The organism is Candidatus Blochmannia americanus (nom. nud.), assembly GCF_059934915.1.
This window is the reverse complement of record NZ_CP011792.1, coordinates 666,059-684,463: the sequence shown is the minus strand read 5'-3', so window position 1 is coordinate 684,463 and position 18,405 is coordinate 666,059. Positions and strand designations below refer to the sequence as shown.

Below are 18,405 nucleotides of genomic sequence, written 5' to 3'. Positions count from 1 at the left end.
ATAAAAAGTAATGGTTAGTTGATTGATGGTTATTTTATAAAATTAACGAGCTTATTTTTTTATAAATGGAAATAGATTTAAATTGAAGAGTTTGATCATGGCTCAGATTGAACGCTGGCGGTAAGCTTAACACATGCAAGTCGAGCGGCAACAGAGAGCTACATAAATGTATGTAGCTCTGTCTGGCAAGCGGCAAACGGGTGAGTAAAGTCTGGGGATCTGCCCGATGGAGGGGGATAACTATTGGAAACGGTAGCTAATACCGCATGAAGTCAATGAGACCAAAGTAGGGGACTTGCCTTGATAAAACAAGGATATAGCCTTATACCATCGGATGAGCCCAGATAGGATTAGCTAGTAGGTGGAGTAATAGCCCACCTAGGCTACGATCCTTAGCTGGTCTGAGAGGACGATCAGCCACACTGGAACTGAGATACGGTCCAGACTCCTACGGGAGGCAGCAGTGGGGAATATTGCACAATGGGGGAAACCCTGATGCAGCTATACCGTGTGTGTGAAGAAGGCCTTCGGGTTGTAAAGCACTTTCAATGGGGAAGAACTTAATATTGCTAATATCGATATTAATTGACGTTACCCATACAAGAAGCACCGGCTAACTCCGTGCCAGCAGCCGCGGTAATACGGAGGGTGCAAGCGTTAATCGGAATTACTGGGCGTAAAGAGTACGTAGGTGGTTTGTTAAGTCAGATGTGAAATCCCTAAGCTTAACTTAGGAACTGCATTTGAAACTGGCAAGCTAGAGTTTCGTAGAGGGGGGTAGAATTCCAGGTGTAGCGGTGAAATGCGTAGAGATCTGGAGGAATACCAGTGGCGAAGGCGACCCCCTAGACGAAAACTGACACTCAGGTACGAAAGCATGGGGAGCAAACAGGATTAGATACCCTGGTAGTCCATGCCGTAAACGATGTCGATTTGAAGGTTGTAGACTTTGATCTGTGACTTTCGGAGCTAACGCGTTAAATCGACCGCCTGGGGAGTACGACCGCAAGGTTAAAACTCAAATGAATTGACGGGGGCCCGCACAAGCGGTGGAGCATGTGGTTTAATTCGATGCAACACGAAGAACCTTACCTACTCTTGACATCCAAAGAGTCTTATAGAAATATGAGAGTGCCTTCGGGAGCTTTGAGACAGGTGCTGCATGGCTGTCGTCAGCTCGTGTTGTGAAATGTTGGGTTAAGTCCCGCAACGAGCGCAACCCTTATCCTTTGTTGCCAACGAGTAAAGTCGGGAACTCAAAGGAGACTGCCGGTGATAAACCGGAGGAAGGTGAGGATGACGTCAAGTCATCATGGCCCTTATGAGTAGGGCTACAAACGTGCTACAATGGCGTATACAAAGAGAAGCAAACTCGCGAGAGCAAAGCAAACCTCATAAAGTACGTCTTAGTCCGGATTGGAGTCTGCAACTCGACTCTATGAAGTCGGAATCGCTAGTAATCGTGGATCAGAATGTCACGGTGAATACGTTCCCGGGCCTTGTACACACCGCCCGTCACACCATGGAAGTGGGTTGCAAAAGAAGTGAGTAGTTTAACCTTCGGGAGGGCACTTACCACTTTGTGATTCATGACTGGGGTGAAGTCGTAACAAGGTAACCGTAGGGGAACCTGCGGTTGGATCACCTCCTTACTTATTAAAATAATATGAGTAAAGTGCCCACATCTATTATCTAATGTCTTTTATGCATACATAGCTACATAACTACTAATGTTATATATACATATATATATATATAACATTTTTTAATTTTTTGTTACTAGAGCTCAGTCCCCTTCGTCTAGAGGTCTAGGACACTGCCCTTTCACGGCGGCAACAGGGGTTCGAAGCCCCTAGGGGACATTGTAGATTTTGTAAAAAGAAAAGAATAATAGATGAATTGTTTGTTATACTCGTCATGAGTACGAATTTAGTATTTTTTGTTCTTTAACAATTAGGATAAAGCTTAAAACTTAAATTTTGAAATGATTTTAGTATATAAATTGTGTTCACGATACTTTTAAAATATAAGTGATATGATATTTTATTTATATAATGAAGTTTTAACGTGATAATAATTGCATTGGTATTGTATTGTAAAAATTTTAAATATTTGTAATACTATATTAGTGTGATATAAATGCTAATTAACATATTAATCCTTTAAGTTATATATAATTCATCTAATAACAAATTAGAAGTCTGAGGATTGCGAAGTTAAGTAATTTAAGCGTACACGGTGAATGCCTTGGCAGTCAAAGGCGATGAAGGACGTGCTGATCTGCGAAAAGTATCGGTAAGCTGATGTGAAGCGTTTTAACCGGTGATTTCCGAATGGGGAAACCCAATGCAATTTAAATTGTGCATTATCATTTAGTAAATTCATAGCTAAATGAAGCAAACCAGAGGAACTGAAACATCTTAGTACTCTGAGGAATAGAAATCAATTTGAGATTCCCTTAGTAGTGGCGAGCGAACAGGGAACAGCCAGAGTTATATCGTATAACTGATATATTAAGAGAATAATTTGGAAAAATTGGCAATATAGAGTGATAGCCTCGTATCTGAAAATATATTAGTTATTGTAACTCAATGAGTAGGACGGGACACGTGGTATCTTGTCTGAAGATGGGGGGACCATCCTCCAAGGCTAAATACTCTTGACTGACCGATAGTGAACCAGTACCGTGAGGGAAAGGCGAAAAGAACCCCGGCGAGGGGAGTGAAATAGAACCTGAAACCGTGTACGTACAAGCAGTAGGAGCATAAATTGTATGTATTTATGTGACTGCGTACCTTTTGTATAATGGGTCAGCGACTTATATTCTGTAGCAAGGTTAACTGAATAAGGAAGCCGTAGGGAAACCGAGTCTTAACTGGGCGTTAAGTTGCAGGATATAGACCCGAAACCCGGTGATCTAACTATGAACAGGTTGAAAGTTAGGTAACACTGACTGAAGGACCGAACCGACTAATGTTGAAAAATTAGCGGATGATTTGTGGTTAGGGGTGAAAGGCCAATCAAACCGGGAGATAGCTGGTTCTCCCCGAAAGCTATTTAGGTAGCGCCTCGTAAATTCATCTTTAGGGGTAGAGCACTGTTTCGAATAGGGGTCTATCCCAGACTACCAACTCGATGCAAACTACGAATACTAAAGAATGTTATTACGGGAGACACACGGCGGGTGCTAACATTCGTCGTGGAGAGGGAAACAACCCAGATCGCCAGCTAAGGTCCCCAAATCATGATTAAGTGGAAAACGATGTGAGAAGGCATAGACAGCCAGGATGTTGGCTTAGAAGCAGCCATCATTTAAAGAAAGCGTAATAGCTCACTGGTCGAGTCGGCTTGCGCGGAAGATGTAACGGGGCTAAATCATGTACCGAAGCTGCGGCAATAAATGCTTTATAGTTTAATATTTTATGTGTTGTAGTAATAATAATAACGTATTGAATATAATATATTTATTGGGTAGGGGAGCGTTCTGTAAGCCTGAGAAGGTGTGTTGTAAAGCATGCTGGAGGTATCAGAAGTGCGAATGCTGACATAAGTAACGATAAAGCGGGTGAAAAACCCGCTCGCCGAAAAACTAAGGGTTCCTGTCCAACGTTAATCGGGGCAGGGTGAGTCGACCCCTAAGGTGAGGCCAACAGGCGTAGCTGATGGGAAACAGGTTAATATTCCTGTACTAGATATAACTGCGATGGGGTGACGAAGAAAGCTAGGTTCTCCGAGGATCGGTAGTCTCGGTTTAAACGTGTAAGCGGAAGGACTTGGAAAATCCATTCTTCTTAACGCTAAGGCGTAATGACGAGCCATCTTGATGGCGAAGGAATTAATGCTATGCTTCCAGGAAAAACCTCTAAGCTTCAGGTTATATCTAATCGTACCATAAACCGACACAGGTGGTTAGGTAGAGAATACTCAGGCGCTTGAGAGAACTCGGGTGAAGGAACTAGGCAAAATAGTGCCGTAACTTCGGGAGAAGGCACGCTGGGATGTAGGTGAAAGAACAGAATTTTGCTTCTAGAGCTGAAACCAGTCGAAGATACCAGCTGGCTGCAACTGTTTATTAAAAACACAGCACTGTGCAAACACGAAAGTGGACGTATACGGTGTGACGCCTGCCCGGTGCCGGAAGGTTAATTGAGAAGGTTATCTTTTGTCAAAAAGAAAAGCTTTTGATCGAAGCCTCGGTAAACGGCGGCCGTAACTATAACGGTCCTAAGGTAGCGAAATTCCTTGTCGGGTAAGTTCCGACCTGCACGAATGGCGTAATGATGGCCAGACTGTCTCCACCCGAGACTCAGTGAAATTGAATTCGCCGTGAAGATGCGGCGTACCCGCGGCAAGACGGAAAGACCCCGTGAACCTTTACTATAGCTTGATACTGAATATTAAATATTGATGTGTAGGATAGGTGGGAGGCTATGAAATAAGAGCGCTAGCTCTTATGGAGCCGCCCTTGAAATACCACCCTTGAATATTTGGTGTTCTAACTTAGATCCGTTATCCGGATCAAGGACAGTGTCTGGTGGGTAGTTTGACTGGGGCGGTCTCCTCCCAAAGAGTAACGGAGGAGCACAAAGGTTAGCTAATCACGGTTGGAAATCGTGAGGTTAGTGCAAAGGCATAAGCTAGCTTAACTGCGAGAGTGACGATTCGAGCAGATGCGAAAGCAGGTCTTAGTGATCCGGTGGTTCTGTATGGAAAGGCCATCGCTCAACGGATAAAAGGTACTCCGGGGATAACAGGCTAATACCGCCCAAGAGTTCATATCGACGGCGGTGTTTGGCACCTCGATGTCGGCTCATCACATCCTGGGGCTGCAGTAGGTCCCAAGGGTATGGCTGTTCGCCATTTAAAGTGGTACGCGAGCTGGGTTTAGAACGTCGTGAGACAGTTCGGTCCCTATCTGCCGTGGGCGTTGGAAGATTGAGAGGGGCTGCTCCTAGTACGAGAGGACCGGAGTGGACGCACCACTGGTGTTCGGGTTGTCATGCCAATGGCATTGCCCGGTAGCTATGTGCGGAAAAGATAACCGCTGAAAGCATCTAAGCGGGAAACTTGCCTCAAGATGAGTCTTCCCTGGGGATTAAAGTCCCCCTGAAGGGACGTTAAAGACTATGACGTTGATAGGTCGGGTGTGTAAGCGTTGTGAGACGTTAAGCTAACCGATACTAATGACCCGTGAGAGCTTAACTTCGCAATACCTGAGATTTTTATGAGGAGTTAATGAATTTATATGAAATGTAAAACTAATAAAATGTCTTAATTATATTTATATATCATAAAATGCGATTAATTAACTTATCAAATCTAATTTTATGCATTCTATAAAGTAATTGTCCTATTTTTGTAGGATAATCAGATATATGTTGTAATGATGTGTAGTGCTTCACAATATTTGTGTACGTACGGATTGTATTTAATTCTTCATTCTTTTGATGAATCAATGCCTTACATGGATCATGTAAAAGTAAAGCGTTTTCCAAATCAAATCTTACAGCTCTAGGATTTAAATTATTCCCGGTAAGTAATTGCCATTCATCATCTACCCAAATCCCTTTAACATGATATCCGTTATCGCCTTCTCTCCACATTCGTACTATTAATTGTGTATTATCTATATATTTTTGTAAATTTTTCAAAAAACAACGTAAATTTAACTCATATAAATATGGCAGAGCACTAATGAAAGTAAATGGCTGATGTACAGGAACATAAAAATCGTTAGCAATTTTATCTCCTACGATTACTTCTATGCTTATTCCTTGACGTAATAAGCAAACTAAAGCGCGTTTTAATATATTAGACATATTAAAATAAGGGGTACATAATACCACTTTATTTTTTGCTGAACAAATCAAATGATAAATAGTTTGATTAAGTGTGCTATTTTTACCTAAACCAACTAAGGGAGTAATTGCTAATTCATTAAATCCAGCGTCACCTTGATAACAATAACAAACTTTTCGTAAGTTACGACGTAATAGACGAATGTTATTCCTATTTTTACCTCGTTTTCTTAGAGAAACTTCGTATCCTAAATTATTAGCTGCCTTTGAAGATAGTAATTCCTTATTAATATAATTTAGCATAATATTAGATAATTGTTGATTACGTATCATGTGGTATCGATCATATCGATATTTAGAGCTGACGTGCAAATATTCGTCGCTTAAATTAGCCCCGCTATATAATACTTGATCATCAATAATAAATCCTTTGAAATGTAGCACTCCTAATGCTTCATTTATGTTGATTGGTATTCCATATATTGCGATTCCAATATTAGGGTATTTTTTTATAATGTTTATATACCAGTCAATATTTGTATATTTTTTTTTAGATGCGCCAATACGGCCTCTCTGTGCTCGATGCCAATCTACTAAGATATTGATTTTAATTTGAGGACGAATTTTCTTTACTTCAAGTAAAGCATCAATAATTTTTTTACCACCTTGGTCATTATCTAAATATAGTGTTACTAAATAAATATGATTAAATGCATGAGAAATAGCATATAGTAATTCATATCTAAATTCCTTAGGGCTATATAAAATTTTAAAATAATCTATTTTTTGAACAATTTTAGGTAATTCTACAAGAAATTTTTGATGATCATCATGTTTATTCCAATGATTAAATTTTTTTTTTATCATAGCAAACGAAATATCTTATCTTAACGTTAATAATAGATACTGAAATACTTTAATTATTATGTATTAGATAATGGTTCAATAAATTCATTAAAATTTTATATGCATATATAGAAAGAAAATAAACATCATAATATTTTGATTTAGATCTTTTTTAAGAAAACTTTTATTACAAAACTAAATTATTATAGAATTATTTTAGTGTTTATATTACTAATATAATATCATATAAATACATATTTAATCTAGATAAAATTTAAGTATTAATTTTAAATAATATTTAAAAAAATACTGTTTTTATTAAAAATATTAGTTATGAGATAAAATTAAATTATTATAAGTATGAATTATATATTACATATAATTTATTAAAATAATCTATTCGTATGTTACCTAAATATAGGACCGGTATTTTTGATGTATATTTATATATATTTTAAAGTGTAATTAATTTGCAATTATTTTTAAATGTATGAAGATATAATTAGTGTTCTGTTTTTCCAGAAAATACATTAATTAAGACAACGCCAATAATAATTAAAGTAATACCAATAATAGCTAAACTATTTAATTTTTGATCATAAAAAACATATCCTGCTACAGTAATAAATATAATACCAAGTCCAGCCCAACAGGAATATGCAATACCCATTGGGATTGTTTGTAATACTAAAGATAATAATATAAAGGAAATAGTATATCCGATTACTACTATAATAGCAGGAAATAATTTACTAAATCCTTCAGATGCTTTTAAGGAAGCGGTAGCGATAACCTCTGACAGAATAGCAATAAATAAATATAAATAATCCATAGAATTTTATTTTTTCATTCTTAAATAATTTTTATATTATATACAAGGGATATTTTTGTATTAAATAAAATTATTTTTACGAACGAATAGCAAATTTTGCTATTCGTTCGTAAAAATAATAAAAAATAAAATAAACATGATCTTATCAAAGAAATTTTGAGTGGTACGATAATAAAAAATTTTCTATCTATTGAATAAATTATACATAAGATTTAAATTATATCAGAACATACGTATTTTATTTTTTTCAGCTAATTTTATTATATTATTTTTTATAAATAGATCGCTTAGATAATATAATAGTTATTATAGCTATATAAAAAATATTATTTTTTATCATTCATTTTTTTATCGATTAAATATTTAAAAGCTTTTGGTGGAGCTGGCGGGATTCGAACCCGCGTCCAGAAAACTTTTTATTCTCAGTAACCTACATGCTTAGGTCTGATATAATATTTAATTAGTTTGGAGGTATTCAGACCAAACGCCAAACTAACTAGCCTTTTTATAAACTTAACGTTAAGCCAAAAGCAAGCATCACGTTCGCTCTTATTTATATGACCTCTCTTCTTTTTATTTTAATATTTAAGAGTACATATTAAAATTGAGAGGGAACCTTCAGGGTATTAATCTGATTTAAGCTGCCAAAGCAACAGATTCATTATGTATACTATTTGCAGTTATTTTTTTAAGGTTTTTTACGAGGCCACCTTACCTCGGCATGCACTTTAAATATTAAATATTCCGTCGAATCCAAAATCAGCCCCGCCTTAAAACTAAACTTGATTATGGTATCATGAAAATATTATATATACAAACATTATTTATTTTATATATTTTAAGATATGTATTTTTTCTTTTTCCCATGTATTCAAACGAATTATATTTCTTTTATCATATTTTTTTTTGCCTTTAGCAATCCCAATATTGGCTTTGATCCAAGAATTTTTCCAATACAAATCTAAAATAATTATGGAAAAACCTCGTTTATTAACTTTTTCTGTTAAGAATAATAATTCATTTTTTTTTAATAATAACTTACGCATGCGAACTGAATTATGATCTTCATGAAACAATTGAGTTGTATTTGTATTTGATTGAAATATAGAATTATAAATATACGCTTCTCTATTATAAAAAGATACATAACTGTTATCGATAGTTACTGTATTAGAACGTGCAGATTTCACTTCCCATCCTAACAATGCAATTCCGGATTCAATTTTTTTTTCAATAAAATATTCATGATAAGCGTGTTTATTTTGCGTGATTTTTTTTAAAATTGATTGATTCATAGAAATTTTTCAAAAAATATTGATTTTTTTATTGTTCAGAGATAAACATATTCATTGGTAAAATACATTATGTACCTTATAGTACAATTGATTTTTGTTTTTAATATAGTTAACTGTTAGTATACATACAGAATTTAAAAACATGTAATAGGATAGATATGTCGTGCATCAAATACTTTATTTCAGTTCCGTATAGTGTAGAACAAATGTTTCATTTAGTAAATGACATTAATTCTTATACTAAATTTGTTCCTGGATGTAATGCAAGTAAAATTTTAGAACAAAACAATAACGAATTAATTGCTGAAATAAATATAATGATCAACGGGATCGTTCAGTCATTAGTGACTCATAATTTTTTTGTAAATAACAAAAATATTAAAATTTTTTTAATAAAAGGACCATTCAAATCATTTTATGGGTATTGGAGGTTTATTCCCGTGACTGCTACTATCAGTAGAATTGAATATTTTTCTCATTACGAATTTAAATCAATATTTCTTGAAAAATTTTTTGATTATATTTTTAAACAAAAATATAAAAACATAATTAATGCATTTGTTTCCAGAGCTTATACAATATATGGTACATATCGTATATTATAGCATGAAAATATATATATATAGTATTATTACTTTTTATATAATTTAAAGTTAATAATAGTAAAAAATTATATTAAATATAAGTAATTTCATTACTAAAGTAGTGATTATTATTTTTTGTTGATCATTATTAAAACATCACGAGCATCAAATTTTAATTCTAAAATTTGATGCTCTATTATTTTGTTAGCACTACGGTGATAAAAAATATAATACCATATATTTGGTTCTAATAAACCTTGTAGCGTTGGGTTTCCAATATTAGAAGATATTTCAAATTTTGTCATACCAATATGAATCTTATTGATATCGTATTCATGTAAATAATTGCCCTGTTTAATATTGAAAGATTTGGGCGTATATTGAAATATAGTACAATTTACGTTAAATACCATCGTTGTTGCAACAACGATGGTATTTAACGTATTATAAAATACTTTCTTCAATTAAGTTATCTCCTTTTAATTTATTTTTCTAGTTGTAATATCGAAATTAATATTTATGCGGTTATTGTTTAATTATATTTATAATTATTTAGTTATAATTCATAAATTTATTCTCAATTACAATATTATTTTTTTGTTTTAGAGATGTTTTTTGACCAACCGAGCTTAATATTTAACGTTCTAAAATAGTTATAATTATTAGGATGAATCAAATCAAGATAATGCTTACTTCGTTGGATAAAAATTTTTTCTTCCTTACATATAAAAATAGGAGCTTGATTATCATAACCAATTTTTAATTCAGATGTTACCTTAGAAAATTTCAAACAAATTATACTTTTACTATTAATTACAACTGGTCTAGACGACAAAGTATGAGGGCATATTGGTACTAATACAATAGCATCTACTGTTGGACTAAGAATAGGTCCCCCAGCAGATAAAGCATATGCGGTTGATCCAGTTGGAGTAGAAATAATTAACCCATCAGATCTTTGGGAAAAAATAAAATTATCATCAATATATAGCTCAAATTCAATCATATGTCTGATTGTATTTGTATGTAAAATAACTTCATTAATAGCGCTACCTAATCTAATAAGATTATTATAACGTTGTACTGTTACATCTAATAAAAAGCGTTTTTCATTGAGAAAATGACCTGATAAAACATCAGATAATTCCATTAATGCTGAATTAGGATCTAAATCGGTAAGAAAACCAAGGGTGCCACGATTAATACCAATAACTTTAATATCGTGTTGTGCTAAAATGTTTGCGGCTCGAAGCATATTGCCATCTCCACCTATAACTATAGCTAAATCTGCGCAATTGCCTATGTCATTTAAATCACCTATAATCGCTTTTTGTGCATTTAATAGACTCGCAGCATGATGTTCAATCATCACTGTAATTCCTTTATTGCACAACCAATGATATAAAATATCATATGTATGTACAGCTTGTGGATAACGAGAATACCCTACAATACCAACAGTGCGAAAAATAGAAGAAGTCATATGATTATTGAATCCTTTCTGTTTTTTATTATAACTTTTATTCATAATAAATGATGTCTTGAATAGCTATCATTCATCCTTATAATAACTGAATTATAGAATATATAATTCAGGAACGGAGTAGAAAATTCATGATAAACAATAATACGAAAAACAATATTGATGAAAATACATTACAGAGTGAAAAAGTAGAAAAAGAAGAATTATTGGAATCTGTTTCTACAACAGATAACATTATGGATCCTAAAAATGATCAAATTATTCAATTAAAAATCGAATTAGCTCAATTGCAAGAACATGAACGTAATACTGTATTACGTCTTACGGCTGAAATAGAAAATATTCGTCGGCGCAACGCGCAAGAAATAGAAAAAATACATAAATTTGGATTAGAACGATTTATCTTTGAATTGTTACCAGTTATTGATAACTTAGAACGCACATTAAATATTTCAGATAATTCTAATACCTTGTTATCCTCTATAATAGAGGGTATTCAGTTAACATTGAAATCATTTTTAGATACTGTACATAAATTTGGACTAGAATCCATACATGAAATTTGTGTTCCATTTAACCCTGAAATACATCAAGCAATATCTATAGTGGAATCTGAAAACCAAAAACCAAATCAAGTATTAACAATTATTCAAAAGGGGTATATTCTGAATGGTAGATTAATTCGACCTGCTATGGTTACAGTAACACAATCTAAACCCTAGGTGTTATATGCGTTTGAAAAATATTATATTAAAGATAATATGTATTGTTATCTAGATATGTTTATTGTGTTCGTATTAAAAACAGCATCATAATAGTTATGATTTAACTAAACATTCTAATATTTTACACGAAATTGTTGTAAAAATAATGTGATTGTAATTATTTAATTTGTTAAAATTGAACTAATAATTTAATTATTTGATGTAAATAGTTTTTTGGAATGTGTTATAAATTATGAATTTATGATGAATAATTTATAACAATAAACAAACATGTTATTTAAAAGCACAAAATATAAAATAATTCAAATTGTGTAATAACACGGGTAATATTATTAAAAAATTGCATAAAGGAAACATCTTTTAGGAAAGATTTTTAATTTGTGTTAGTCTGTGGTCAATTATTCCAGGTGCCAATTGATAATTTTTTTATTTTGTTGTTTCAATAATATATTAGCTTTAGAAAAATGTCGACATCCTAAAAATCCACGTTGAGCTGATATGGGAGAAGGGTGTGGCGCGGTTAAAATATAATGTTTTTTTTGATCAATGATGTTTCCTTTTTGCTGAGCATACCCACCCCATAGTATAAATATAATTTTTTCCTTATAAGTATTTAGTATGCGTATTATTTTATCTGTGAATAGTTCCCATCCAATACTAGCATGAGAACAACTTTTTCCTGCTTCTACAGTTAAAATACTATTCAGCAGGAATACTCCCTCTTGCGCCCAACTTTTTAAACAACCGTGATTTGGTATTACAAAATTAGGTATATCAGAAGCGAGCTCTTTATAAATATTCTGTAGAGAAGGAGGTATCGGAATACCAGGCAATACGGAAAAAGCAAGGCCATGTGCTTGATTCGGTCCATGATAAGGGTCCTGACCTATAATAACAACCTTAATGGACTCAAAACTAGTAAAACGGAATGCATTAAAAATATTTTGTTTTATTGGATAAACTGTAACTCCTTGTTTTTTACGATTTTCTATAACAAACAATATATTTTTAAAGTATGATAATGTTTTTTCTTTTGATAAAAAATATCTCCAATTTAATTTCTGAATCATAGCGTATTTCCATACTATACAGTTTATGTAATGATTTAAATAAATTTATTGTTTATCTTTTTCATTCTGTTAATTACTAAAATTTATAAATTTCAATAAATATAAGTTGTTGTTATGAATAATATTTTGAATCTTAATATTAATATTAAAAAACAATTTGCATTAATGTTGCATATAATTTATCAAATTACCACTATATAAGCAATTTATACTAGAGAGATATAGTTAGTACTGTATAATTAATTACACATATTATGAATAATTTTTAATATTATAGATCTTTTATACAATTGTTTTCATATCTATTCATGATATCGTATCATACACTAACTAATTATAGTTTTTGCGCTAATTATTTTTGTTTTACGTTTAACTAATATGAATGATGATAAAATACATACGTAATTTTTCTATTATTGCACATATTGATCATGGAAAATCGACATTATCTGATCGGTTCATTCAAACTTGTGGTGGATTGGACGCACGTGAAATGGCACCTCAAGTATTGGATTCTATGGCATTAGAGCGTGAACGTGGTATTACTATAAAATCACAAAGTGTGACACTCAATTATAAGTCTAAAACTGGGCAATTTTATCAATTAAATCTTATTGATACTCCCGGGCATGTTGATTTCTCTTATGAAGTTTCTCGATCTTTAGCAGCATGCGAAGGAGCTTTATTAATAGTAGATGTTACTCAAGGAGTAGAAGCGCAGACTGTAGCTAATTATCAAATTGCTTCAGAAATGAATTTAAAAGTTATTGTGGCATTAAATAAAGTTGATTTATCAACAGGCGATCCTAACCGAGTGTCTCAGGAGATTAAGAACATCATTGGTATTGATGCAGATAATGCAATACAATGTTCGGCTAAAACTGGCTATGGTATACCAGAATTATTAGAAAGTTTAATCCATAATATTCCTCATCCCCGAGGAGATGCATACGCCCCTTTGCAAGCGCTAATTATTGATTCTTGGTTTAATAAATATTTAGGCGTTGTATCGTTAATATGCGTTAAAAATGGAAAATTATACAAAGGTGATATATTACAATCCATGAATACAGGTCAGAAATATATTGTTGATCAAATGGGTATCTTTACGCCAAAACAAGTAAAACGCGAAATGTTAACTTGTGGAGAAGTGGGTTGGTTGGTGTGTGCTAATAAAAATATTATACGGACTCCTGTAGGAGATACGTTGACGTTATCCGCTTACCCTGCAGAAAAAGTATGTCATGGTTTTAAAAAACTTCAGCCTTATGTTTATGCAGGGTTATTTCCTGTAGGTTTTAAAAATCAAAAAATTTTTCGTGAAGCTTTATACAAACTTAGTTTAAATGATGCTTCTTTATTTTATGAACCAGAAAGATCAGAATTTTTAGGTTTGGGTTTTCGATGCGGATTTCTTGGGTTATTACACATGGAAATAATACAAGAGAGATTAAAACGTGAATACTCGCTGGATCTAATTGTGACAGCCCCAATGGTAATTTATGAAATATTAACCGTTGAAGATCAGATAATATATGTAGATAGTCCATCTAAATTACTTGCTTTAACTAAAATTAAAGAAATACGTGAACCTATTGTTTTATGTAATATATTACTTCCAAAAAAATATTTAGGAGAAATTATTGCTTTATGCATTGAAAAAAGAGGCACTCAAATTTCTATAGTATATCATGATGCTCAGATTACGTTGAGTTATGAATTACCTATGTCCGAAATAATATTAGATTTTTTTGACCGAATAAAATCAGCATCTCGTGGATATGCTTCATTTGGATATAAGTTTAGTCGTTTCCAGGTATCAAGGATAGTATGTATAGAAATATTAATCAATAGAAAACGTATTGATGCATTAACAGTGATCACACATCAAGACAAATCTGTGTATCGTGGACGTATCTTAGTGAATAAATTACAAAAATTAATCCCAAGACAACAATTTGATATTGTAATTCAAGCGACTATTGGTAAACGAATAATATCACGCGATACTGTAAAGCAATTACGAAAAAATGTTTTAGCAAAATGTCATGGGGGCGATATAACAAGAAAGAAAAAATTATTATATAATCAAAAAGAAGGGAAAAAACGTATGAAACAAATAGGTAATGTCATTTTACCACATACTGTGTTTCTAACGATCTTTGATGTTAATAACAATAAAAAATAATTTAAAGGATTTTATTTGTATGGTTAGCACATTTTCTTTAATTTTAGCAATTATTACGGGAGTATCAGGTATTTTTTGGGGTATAAAACAACTATGTACGATAATGTGTAATCGTTATCAAAATAAAAAAATATTTATTCAGAAATCAAATGAAATGTATCAGCAGTCAAGAAGTGCTTATTTATTAATAATTTTATATTGTTCAAAAATTTATGAGTTTATATCTTCAATTTTTCCAATATTATTATTAGTATTTATGATACGATCATTTGTTTTTGAACCATTCCGTATACCTTCTGGATCCATGATGCCAACTTTGTTAATAGGAGATTTCATTTTAGTAAACAAATTTGTATACGGCATTAAAAATCCTATTACTCAAAAAACGTTAGTTAATGTTGGACATCCAAAACGTGGAGACGTAATAGTGTTCAAGTACCCTAAAAATCCCACACTAAATTATATTAAAAGAATAATTGGGGAACCAGGAGATAAAGTTATTTATAATATAATTACTAAACAATTAACTATATATCCTCATAATGTATCTGGTATTACATGTATGCAGCTATTGCCAATTGTTTATAGTAATGTTGTTCCTAGTAATTTTATTCAGGTATTTAGTAGTGATATCAATGGAAAAGTTAATTCTACCTTTATTCAAATAGGAGAAAATCAAAAATATTCTCATGGGATTAGATTAATTCGTACTACAGAATCGTTTAATGGTATGGAACATAATATTTTAACAATGATACCACCCGGTGATCAAAACTTAATAAAAATGTATGATCAACATACAAAACATTTAGTGTCTGAATGGTTCGTACCTGAAGATGAGTATTTTGTAATGGGAGATAATAGGGATAATAGCGCAGATAGTCGTTACTGGGGGTTTGTTCCTGAACGTAATATAGTAGGAAAAGCAACAATAATTTGGATAAATATAAAAAAACAGCAAGAAGGGGTGTGGCCAATTAGTATACAATTTAATAGAATTGGTAATATACAATGAGAGATATTTTATCTTTGCTAATTACAGATAAAATATTCTGTCATTATATTTTTTATAATCAATTTTTTTGGTTATGGTTGGGCAAAACAGTTTTTATCATAGTTATAATATATGATGTATAATACATGAATATTATGTTAGTTAATATACTTCAAAAAAAACTTGGTTACGTTTTCACGCGATATGATTTATTAATGCAAGCACTAACTCATAGAAGTTCCAGTAATCAACATAATGAAAGATTGGAATTTTTAGGAGACGCCATTTTGAATTATGTGATCGCTAACTTATTGTATCATAAATTTCCTCATATTACTGAAGGAGATATGAGTAGGATGCGTGCAAATTTGGTACGCGAAAATACCTTAGCAACATTAGCACGAGAGTTCAGTTTAGGAGATTATCTACAATTAGGACAAGGTGAATTAAAGAGCGGTGGATATCGACGTGCATCTATTTTAGCTAATGCAATAGAAGCGTTAATCGGTGGTATATTTTTAGATAGTAATATAAAAACTGTTGAAATATTAATTATTAATTGGTACAAAATTCGTTTAGATCAAATGGATCCGTACGATAAACAAAAAGATCCAAAAACTCGTCTACAAGAATATATGCAACACCGCCGCTTGCCATTACCTATATATTGGATTAATCAAATAGATGGAGAAGCGCATAATCAAATATTTAGCATAAACTGTCAAGTTAGTGAATTAACACAACCGGTTAATGGATTCGGTTCTAGTCGACGTAGAGCTGAACAAAATGCAGCAAAAAAAGTTTTGGAAGTATTGGAACATAATGAATGCATATGATCTAATTAAATTATTATTTATTATAATTTTGACATATTTAGATCCTAACAAATAATTTAACGCCGATTAAATTTTCAGGTAAATAATCATGTAATTATTAAAGATATATCTGCTATTTCAAATATAGCTTCGCAATCATTGGAATTAAGTGAAATAATTATCGATCATTATCTCTTGAAAAATATACGATTATACATATATATAATCGTATATTTTTTATCATGATAAATACATGTATTTATCATGATATTTGTTTATTATTATTTTTAATAAATTTTGTACCCATAACTTTAATTAATAATGTCGATTTCCCGAAACATATAAATTCGATATGCAATAATATTGCATATCGAATTTATATTAGTAATATTTATTGTCAATTAACATTGATAGTTGTGATAATACGATTATAAATTGAAATCATAAATTTTAATGAAGTTCTTTCAATAATTAAAAGTTATATATAAAACTATAATTTTGAAATAGTAAAAAAGATATATTTAAAAATAAAATATACCATATATTATATATTTATATTCAATTAGGCGCAAATACTGCATTAAAGAGAGTACATATAATGTCAAATTTATTATTGGGAGTAAACATTGATCATATCGCAACGTTACGTAATACACGGAGTGCTGCGCATCCAGACCCTGTATATGCTGCATTCATTGCAGAACAATCAGGAGCAGACAGTATTACTGTGCATTTAAGGGAAGATCGTCGTCATATTACAGATAGAGATGTTAAAATGTTACGTAAAACCATACAAACAGTTATGAATTTAGAAATAGCAGCAACAGATGAAATGATTAATATTGCATGTGCATTAAAACCCCATCATTGTTGTTTAGTGCCTGAAAAACGTCAAGAATTAACAACTGAAGGTGGTTTAGATGTCATAAATAAATCAAATAAATTACGAGAGTTAATATTTAAGCTTACTGATGCTGGAATTCAGGTCTCATTATTTATTGACCCTAATGAACAACAGATTGGGGTTGCGTATAATATAGGTGTTTCTTGTATAGAAATACATACTGGCGTGTATTCTGATTCTATAGATCCAATGGTTCGAAATTTAGAATATAAACGTATTAAAAAAAGTGTACAATACGCTGCGAGTAAAGGTTTAAAAATTAACGCTGGCCACGGTCTTAATTATTACAATGTAGGACCTATTGCGATGTTACCAGAGATACAAGGATTAAATATAGGGCATGCTATAATTAGCCGATCAGTATTTTGCGGATTACCTAAAGCTATTCGAGATATGAAAAGATTGATACAAGAATCAAGAAGAGGTTAGTAGTGATTCACGGAATTGGTATAGATATCGTCGATATTAGAAAAATAAAAAAAATCATAACACATAGTGGAGATAAACTAGCTCACCGGGTACTTAGTGCGGCAGAATGGAAAATATATAAAAATAAAAAATATCCTGTGTATTTTTTGGCAAAACGTTTTGCTGCAAAAGAAGCAGTAGCTAAGGCATTTGGTACTGGAGTAAGTCAAGGCGTGACGTTTAATCAAATTGAAATATTTAATGACAAATTAGGAAAACCAATGTTGCATTTATTCTCATATGCAGCATTATTAGCTAATAAATTATCATTAAAAAAAATGCATATTACCTTATCCGATACCAATTCATATGCGTGCGCATTCGTTATATTGGAACGATAAACTAAACAAGTAAATGTAATAGCATACATATATTGTATGATAATCTTAATTGAATGTGAATA

At 32.0% G+C, this 18,405-nt stretch carries 13 protein-coding genes, 1 tRNA gene, 2 rRNA genes and 1 other RNA gene; 10 read left to right on the top strand and 7 right to left on the bottom strand.

The window, feature by feature from the left end; all coding sequences use genetic code 11:
• The first annotated feature begins 79 nt into the window (after positions 1-79).
• From Bamer462_RS02865 to Bamer462_RS02855, 3 genes are all read left to right on the top strand, one after another.
• A 16S ribosomal RNA gene (locus tag Bamer462_RS02865) occupies positions 80-1,652 on the top strand.
• Between the two features lie 137 nt (positions 1,653-1,789).
• Positions 1,790-1,862 (top strand) — tRNA-Glu (locus tag Bamer462_RS02860).
• Positions 1,863-2,215: 353 nt separating this feature from the next.
• A 23S ribosomal RNA gene (locus Bamer462_RS02855) occupies positions 2,216-5,205 on the top strand.
• The 16S and 23S rRNA genes sit together here with 1 tRNA gene alongside, the layout of an rRNA operon.
• 83 nt (positions 5,206-5,288) lie before the next feature.
• Here the strand turns inward: Bamer462_RS02855 and pssA are convergent.
• The 4 genes from pssA to smpB form a co-directional block, all read right to left on the bottom strand.
• Positions 5,289-6,665, bottom strand: coding sequence for a CDP-diacylglycerol--serine O-phosphatidyltransferase (gene pssA / locus Bamer462_RS02850; protein WP_500837603.1), 1,377 nt, complete (start codon positions 6,663-6,665; stop codon positions 5,289-5,291).
• Between the two features lie 481 nt (positions 6,666-7,146).
• Positions 7,147-7,476: a DMT family transporter gene (locus Bamer462_RS02845; RefSeq protein WP_500837602.1), complete on the bottom strand. Its 330-nt coding sequence runs from the start codon at positions 7,474-7,476 to the stop codon at positions 7,147-7,149.
• A gap of 374 nt (positions 7,477-7,850) precedes the next feature.
• Positions 7,851-8,243: a transfer-messenger RNA gene (gene ssrA / locus Bamer462_RS02840) on the bottom strand.
• Between the two features lie 57 nt (positions 8,244-8,300).
• Positions 8,301-8,771, bottom strand: a complete 471-nt coding sequence (gene smpB, locus Bamer462_RS02835; RefSeq protein ID WP_500837601.1) for an SsrA-binding protein SmpB — start codon at positions 8,769-8,771, stop codon at positions 8,301-8,303.
• Positions 8,772-8,929: 158 nt separating this feature from the next.
• On the opposite strand from smpB, the gene Bamer462_RS02830 reads away from it, so the two are divergent.
• The gene (locus Bamer462_RS02830) at positions 8,930-9,376 is read left to right on the top strand and encodes a type II toxin-antitoxin system RatA family toxin (RefSeq protein WP_500837600.1); all 447 of its coding nucleotides are present in this window, start codon (positions 8,930-8,932) and stop codon (positions 9,374-9,376) included.
• A gap of 107 nt (positions 9,377-9,483) precedes the next feature.
• On the opposite strand, the gene Bamer462_RS02825 is transcribed toward Bamer462_RS02830, so the two are convergent.
• Positions 9,484-9,819, bottom strand: a complete 336-nt coding sequence (locus Bamer462_RS02825; protein WP_500837599.1) for an outer membrane protein assembly factor BamE — start codon at positions 9,817-9,819, stop codon at positions 9,484-9,486.
• 125 nt (positions 9,820-9,944) lie between these two features.
• Positions 9,945-10,838: an NAD(+) kinase gene (nadK, locus tag Bamer462_RS02820; protein ID WP_500838005.1), complete on the bottom strand. Its 894-nt coding sequence runs from the start codon at positions 10,836-10,838 to the stop codon at positions 9,945-9,947.
• A 131-nt stretch (positions 10,839-10,969) separates the two neighbouring features.
• Between nadK and grpE the strand changes: the two genes are divergently transcribed.
• Positions 10,970-11,560 carry a nucleotide exchange factor GrpE gene (gene grpE, locus Bamer462_RS02815; protein WP_500837598.1) on the top strand — a complete coding sequence of 197 codons (591 nt, stop codon included), beginning with the start codon at positions 10,970-10,972 and terminating at the stop codon, positions 11,558-11,560.
• A gap of 401 nt (positions 11,561-11,961) precedes the next feature.
• Here the strand turns inward: grpE and ung are convergent, their stop codons facing one another.
• Positions 11,962-12,633 carry a uracil-DNA glycosylase gene (gene ung / locus Bamer462_RS02810; protein ID WP_500837597.1) on the bottom strand — a complete coding sequence of 224 codons (672 nt, stop codon included), beginning with the start codon at positions 12,631-12,633 and terminating at the stop codon, positions 11,962-11,964.
• A 385-nt stretch (positions 12,634-13,018) separates the two neighbouring features.
• Here ung and lepA point away from each other — a divergent pair, with 385 nt between their 5' ends.
• The 5 genes from lepA (at position 13,019) to acpS (ending at position 18,343) form a co-directional block, all read left to right on the top strand.
• Positions 13,019-14,821 (top strand): translation elongation factor 4, encoded by a 1,803-nt coding sequence (gene lepA, locus Bamer462_RS02805; RefSeq protein ID WP_500837596.1) that lies wholly within the window; start codon positions 13,019-13,021, stop codon positions 14,819-14,821.
• A gap of 19 nt (positions 14,822-14,840) precedes the next feature.
• Positions 14,841-15,836, top strand: a complete 996-nt coding sequence (gene lepB / locus Bamer462_RS02800; protein WP_500837595.1) for a signal peptidase I — start codon at positions 14,841-14,843, stop codon at positions 15,834-15,836.
• Positions 15,837-15,961: 125 nt separating this feature from the next.
• Positions 15,962-16,651 (top strand): ribonuclease III, encoded by a 690-nt coding sequence (gene rnc / locus Bamer462_RS02795; protein WP_500837594.1) that lies wholly within the window; start codon positions 15,962-15,964, stop codon positions 16,649-16,651.
• A gap of 577 nt (positions 16,652-17,228) precedes the next feature.
• Entirely contained in the window at positions 17,229-17,963 is a 735-nt protein-coding gene (pdxJ, locus tag Bamer462_RS02790) for a pyridoxine 5'-phosphate synthase (protein ID WP_500837593.1), read from the top strand.
• A 2-nt stretch (positions 17,964-17,965) separates the two neighbouring features.
• On the top strand, positions 17,966-18,343 hold the full coding sequence (gene acpS, locus Bamer462_RS02785; RefSeq protein ID WP_500837592.1) for a holo-ACP synthase: 378 nt from the start codon (positions 17,966-17,968) through the stop codon (positions 18,341-18,343).
• Positions 18,344-18,405: the final 62 nt, after the last annotated feature.

Excerpts from the sequence above, each read along its gene's own strand:
- grpE (WP_500837598.1), top strand. The coding sequence starts at position 10,970 with ATGATAAACAATAATACGAAAAACAATATTGATGAAAATACATTACAG.
- Bamer462_RS02845 (WP_500837602.1), bottom strand. The coding sequence starts at position 7,476 with ATGGATTATTTATATTTATTTATTGCTATTCTGTCAGAGGTTATCGCT.
- pssA (WP_500837603.1), bottom strand. The coding sequence starts at position 6,665 with ATGATAAAAAAAAAATTTAATCATTGGAATAAACATGATGATCATCAA.
- nadK (WP_500838005.1), bottom strand. The coding sequence starts at position 10,838 with ATGACTTCTTCTATTTTTCGCACTGTTGGTATTGTAGGGTATTCTCGT.
- pdxJ (WP_500837593.1), top strand. The coding sequence starts at position 17,229 with ATGTCAAATTTATTATTGGGAGTAAACATTGATCATATCGCAACGTTA.
- smpB (WP_500837601.1), bottom strand. The coding sequence starts at position 8,771 with ATGAATCAATCAATTTTAAAAAAAATCACGCAAAATAAACACGCTTAT.
- Bamer462_RS02830 (WP_500837600.1), top strand. The coding sequence starts at position 8,930 with ATGTCGTGCATCAAATACTTTATTTCAGTTCCGTATAGTGTAGAACAA.
- rnc (WP_500837594.1), top strand. The coding sequence starts at position 15,962 with ATGAATATTATGTTAGTTAATATACTTCAAAAAAAACTTGGTTACGTT.
- lepA (WP_500837596.1), top strand. The coding sequence starts at position 13,019 with ATGATAAAATACATACGTAATTTTTCTATTATTGCACATATTGATCAT.
- lepB (WP_500837595.1), top strand. The coding sequence starts at position 14,841 with ATGGTTAGCACATTTTCTTTAATTTTAGCAATTATTACGGGAGTATCA.
- ung (WP_500837597.1), bottom strand. The coding sequence starts at position 12,633 with ATGATTCAGAAATTAAATTGGAGATATTTTTTATCAAAAGAAAAAACA.